Genomic DNA, 3,597 nt, shown 5'->3' with positions numbered 1-3,597 from the left:
GCAGTTTACCACACTGAGCCTGAACTGCAGTGGTTAGTCGTTACGCTCTTGGTAGCGCAGGGCAATTTCCTGAGCTACCGCTTTCGGCCCTCTGCGGTCGGTCTGGATAACGATATCCGAAACCTCCTGATACAGAGGGTCTCGATGAGCAATCAGTTCGCGAATTTTCGCCTCAGGATCAGCCACTTGCAACAGAGGCCGCTTTTTATCTTTGTAGGTGCGCTCTACCAGCTGATCGACAGACGCGGTGAGATAAACCACCACACTGTCACCTTTCAGCATCGTGCGATTTTCATCCCGCATGACAATGCCACCGCCGGTAGCTAACACCATAGGATCACCTGCCAGCAGATCTTTCAACACAGCGGTCTCGCGCAGACGGAATCCATCCTCGCCTTCCACATCAAAAATCCAGGGAATATCCGCGCCGGTGCGATCTTCAATCACCCGATCACTGTCGGAAAATGGTAAATGGAGGATGCCGGCAAGTAATTTACCGATGGTAGACTTGCCGGCACCCATGGGGCCGACCAGAACAATACTTTGAGACATCGACTACTTACCAATTCCTAAGACTATAAAAAGAGAATGGCGCAATGAAAGAGCTTTTCATTGCGCCAAAAGTGATCCGGATTTCAGCTCAGCTGAGTTTACTACTTACCCGCTGTTAACTTAATCCTTATTTATTTAACCGTTGCATCCGTCAGAATTTTTGGCGTAATGAAGATCAACAGTTCACGCTTGGTTTCACTCTTGGTGTCCTGGCGGAACAAGCGACCCATATAAGGCAGATCCCCCAGGAACGGTACCTTGGACTGCCCGGTAACCTGTTCGGTTTGGAAGATACCACCCAGCACCACCGTCTGACCATTGGCGACCAGCACCTGGGTTTGCAGCTCGGTCACATCAATCGTAGGAATACCACTGGCAGTGTCAATCGCACCAATGGAATCCTGATTCACCTTCAGATCCATAATGATGTTGTCATCTGGTGTAATCTGAGGCGTCACATCCAGCTTCAACACAGCTTCTTTAAAGGAAGTAGAAGTAGCACCACTGGAAGAGGCCTCCTGATAAGGAATCTCGGTACCGGACTCAATGTGGGCTTTTTGCTTGTCTCCAGTGATAACTTTAGGCTGGGAAACAATTTCCGCATAACCGGAATCTTCCAGCGCCGAGATTTCCATGCTCAGCAACACATTGTCGTTCAGGAAACTCATGGCGAAGCTGCCCGCCGGATTACTAAGGCCAAGATCGACCATCAGGTTTTCTTCCAGGTCAGTGGTACCGCCACCAAAGAAGAACTCGCCTGGTGAGCCGGGATCACTGTCCAGACCATCCTGAGAACCAGACACGGAAATGGTGGAATTCCCCGGAGTATCCACCCCAATCGCGCCCCACTTGATACCCATTTCTTCGGCAAAGTTGGTGTTGGCAATCACAATCCGCGCCTCAATCATTACCTGACGAATTGGAATATCCACCTGCTCAATCAACGCCTTGAACTCGTCAATCTTGTCCGCGGTATCGGTCAGAATAATGGAGTTGGTGCGCTCATCCACAATTGCTGAGCCCCGCTCAGAGAGGATGCTGGCTGTTGAGCCGCCATCACCACCGGAGCCACCGAAACCGCCACCACCGCCGGAACGCTTACCGAAGAGTTTGAACAGCTCAGTAGCACTGGCATAGCGGACGCGAATGTACTCGGTTCTCAATGGCGCCAACTCTTGCAGTTGCTTCTGAGTTTCCAGCTCCTGACGCTCGCGCTCAGCGATCTCGGCAGCGGGCGCAACCATCATCACGTTACCTACCTGACGCTTGTCCAGCCCCTTGGTCTTCAGCACCAGATCCAGAGCCTGATCCCAAGGCACATTATCCAGGCGCAAAGTGATGTTGCCCGTCACAGTATCACTGGCCACCAGATTGAGTTCGGTGAAGTCGGCGATCAACTGCAACACGGAGCGCACTTCGATGTTCTGGAAGTTCAAAGACAGCTTTTCACCCACATAGTCAAAGCGGGCCTTTTTCTCTGCAACTTCCTGCTTGGTCAATGGCTTCACGCTGACAACGTAGGTTCCATCGGCCTGATAGGCCAGATAGTCGTAATCTCCGGTTGCTCGATCCTTCAACTTAACGTCTTTACCATCCGTATCGGCATCCACAAAGGTCACCGGAGTAGCAAAGTCCACCACATCGAGGCTGCGGCGCAGCGATTGTGGCAACTGGGTATTGAGGAAGGTAATTTCAACATCGTTTGCGTGCTGAACCACATCAATATTCACCGAGGGGTCGCTCAGCTGAACAATAACCTTACCCTCTCCGTTTTCACCACGGCGAAAGTCAATATCATTAATACCCTGCGATGAACTGCTGACACGAGGAGAAGCACTCGAAGAAACAGAGCGTTCAACCCTGTCGCTGCTCGCCAGAGAACTGCTGCCAGCCGACTGAGTACCCACCTCAATAACCAGCTCATTACCCTCTTCCCGGGTATTGTATGCACTGAGTTCAGCGAGATTCAGGATCAAACGGGTGCGGTCAGCGCTGCTTAACACCACCGCCGATTTGGCATTATCAAAAGACAGCGGGAATTTGCGTTGCGCCAGGCCGTTGTCGACACCTTCAAAATCAAGCACGATTCGCGCAGGCTGTTCGATGGTGTAACCGGTTGGCTTTTCAGGCTGTGAATCAAACCCCATACGCACTTCAAACCGATCACCGGGCAGCTCCGCAAAGCGGACGTCCTGCAAGGTACTCGCTGAAGCTGCGGAGAAGACGGTCAGCATCAAAGCCCCGATCATCGCCGCGGCAGCCCCCATTTTTCGCTTAAGATGCATTGTTAGCATGGTTGTTATTCCTTCTCCGCAATTTGTATGACTTGAGGGCGTTCAACCCATCCATCCGCGCCATTGGGCACAATTTCTATAATGTCTATCTGACGTTTTGAGGTCGCCACAATCCGACCGTAATTTTTTCCAATATGGTTACCCTGCGTCACCCGATGGATTCCCCCCTGGCCATCATTAATCAATGCCCACAAGATGCCATTCTGTTCAATGGTGCCAACCATCGTCAGCGACGCAATATTAAACCCTTCCAGAAATTCTTTTTCCCGACTGGTATCCGGCTTCACATTGGTAGTCTTACCCATAATCAACAGATCAAGATCTTCCACCGGCGGATCGAACGGGGCTCTTTCCATCATCGCGCTGTAACTGAAGCTCTGAAAGGGAACAAACGGCGGCAGAGGCTCAATTTGACCTGCCGGACGACGCTTGGTATCCTCAATAAAATCTTTCAGGTCCTGATTCGATGAGCCACTGCACGCAGACAAAGTCATCACCGCCACAACCAAACCAAGACAACGAGGCCAATTCAACGAAACAATCATTTGCTGCCCTCACTCTTGTATCTGTAGGTCTTGGCCAAAATGGTCATATCCAGCATGCCATCAGCTTTTGATTTGGTGATGCTGTAATTATGCAAAGTCACAATCCGCGGCATTCCTGCCACACCACTGACGAAGACACCAAAGTCGTGGTAAGGCCCGCGCACCTTGATGGAAATAGGTAATTCCACGTAGAACTCGCCACGCTT

4 protein-coding genes are annotated in these 3,597 nt (G+C 51.3%); all 4 read right to left on the bottom strand.

All coding sequences use genetic code 11. The annotated features are described in order from the left end of the window. Positions 1-33 precede the first annotated feature (33 nt). Positions 34-552 carry a shikimate kinase AroK gene (gene aroK / locus ACTG33_RS16665; protein WP_439136344.1) on the bottom strand — a complete coding sequence of 173 codons (519 nt, stop codon included), beginning with the start codon at positions 550-552 and terminating at the stop codon, positions 34-36. A gap of 131 nt (positions 553-683) precedes the next feature. Then, positions 684-2,846, bottom strand: a complete 2,163-nt coding sequence (pilQ, locus tag ACTG33_RS16660; RefSeq protein ID WP_439136343.1) for a type IV pilus secretin PilQ — start codon at positions 2,844-2,846, stop codon at positions 684-686. A 5-nt stretch (positions 2,847-2,851) separates the two neighbouring features. After that, positions 2,852-3,379 (bottom strand): pilus assembly protein PilP, encoded by a 528-nt coding sequence (locus ACTG33_RS16655; RefSeq protein WP_439136342.1) that lies wholly within the window; start codon positions 3,377-3,379, stop codon positions 2,852-2,854. An 8-nt stretch (positions 3,380-3,387) separates the two neighbouring features. Then, positions 3,388-3,597, bottom strand: a 210-nt coding sequence (locus ACTG33_RS16650; RefSeq protein WP_439136341.1) for a type 4a pilus biogenesis protein PilO, incomplete at its 5' end; no start/stop codon positions are given.

Source organism: Pseudomaricurvus sp. (genome assembly GCF_965662505.1).
Lineage (GTDB): Bacteria > Pseudomonadota > Gammaproteobacteria > Pseudomonadales > Cellvibrionaceae > Pseudomaricurvus.
This window is presented reverse-complemented; position numbering and strand designations above follow the sequence as displayed.

Coding starts and splice junctions, on each gene's coding strand:
- aroK (WP_439136344.1), bottom strand. CDS start 552: ATGTCTCAAAGTATTGTTCTGGTCGGCCCCATGGGTGCCGGCAAGTCT.
- pilQ (WP_439136343.1), bottom strand. CDS start 2,846: ATGCTAACAATGCATCTTAAGCGAAAAATGGGGGCTGCCGCGGCGATG.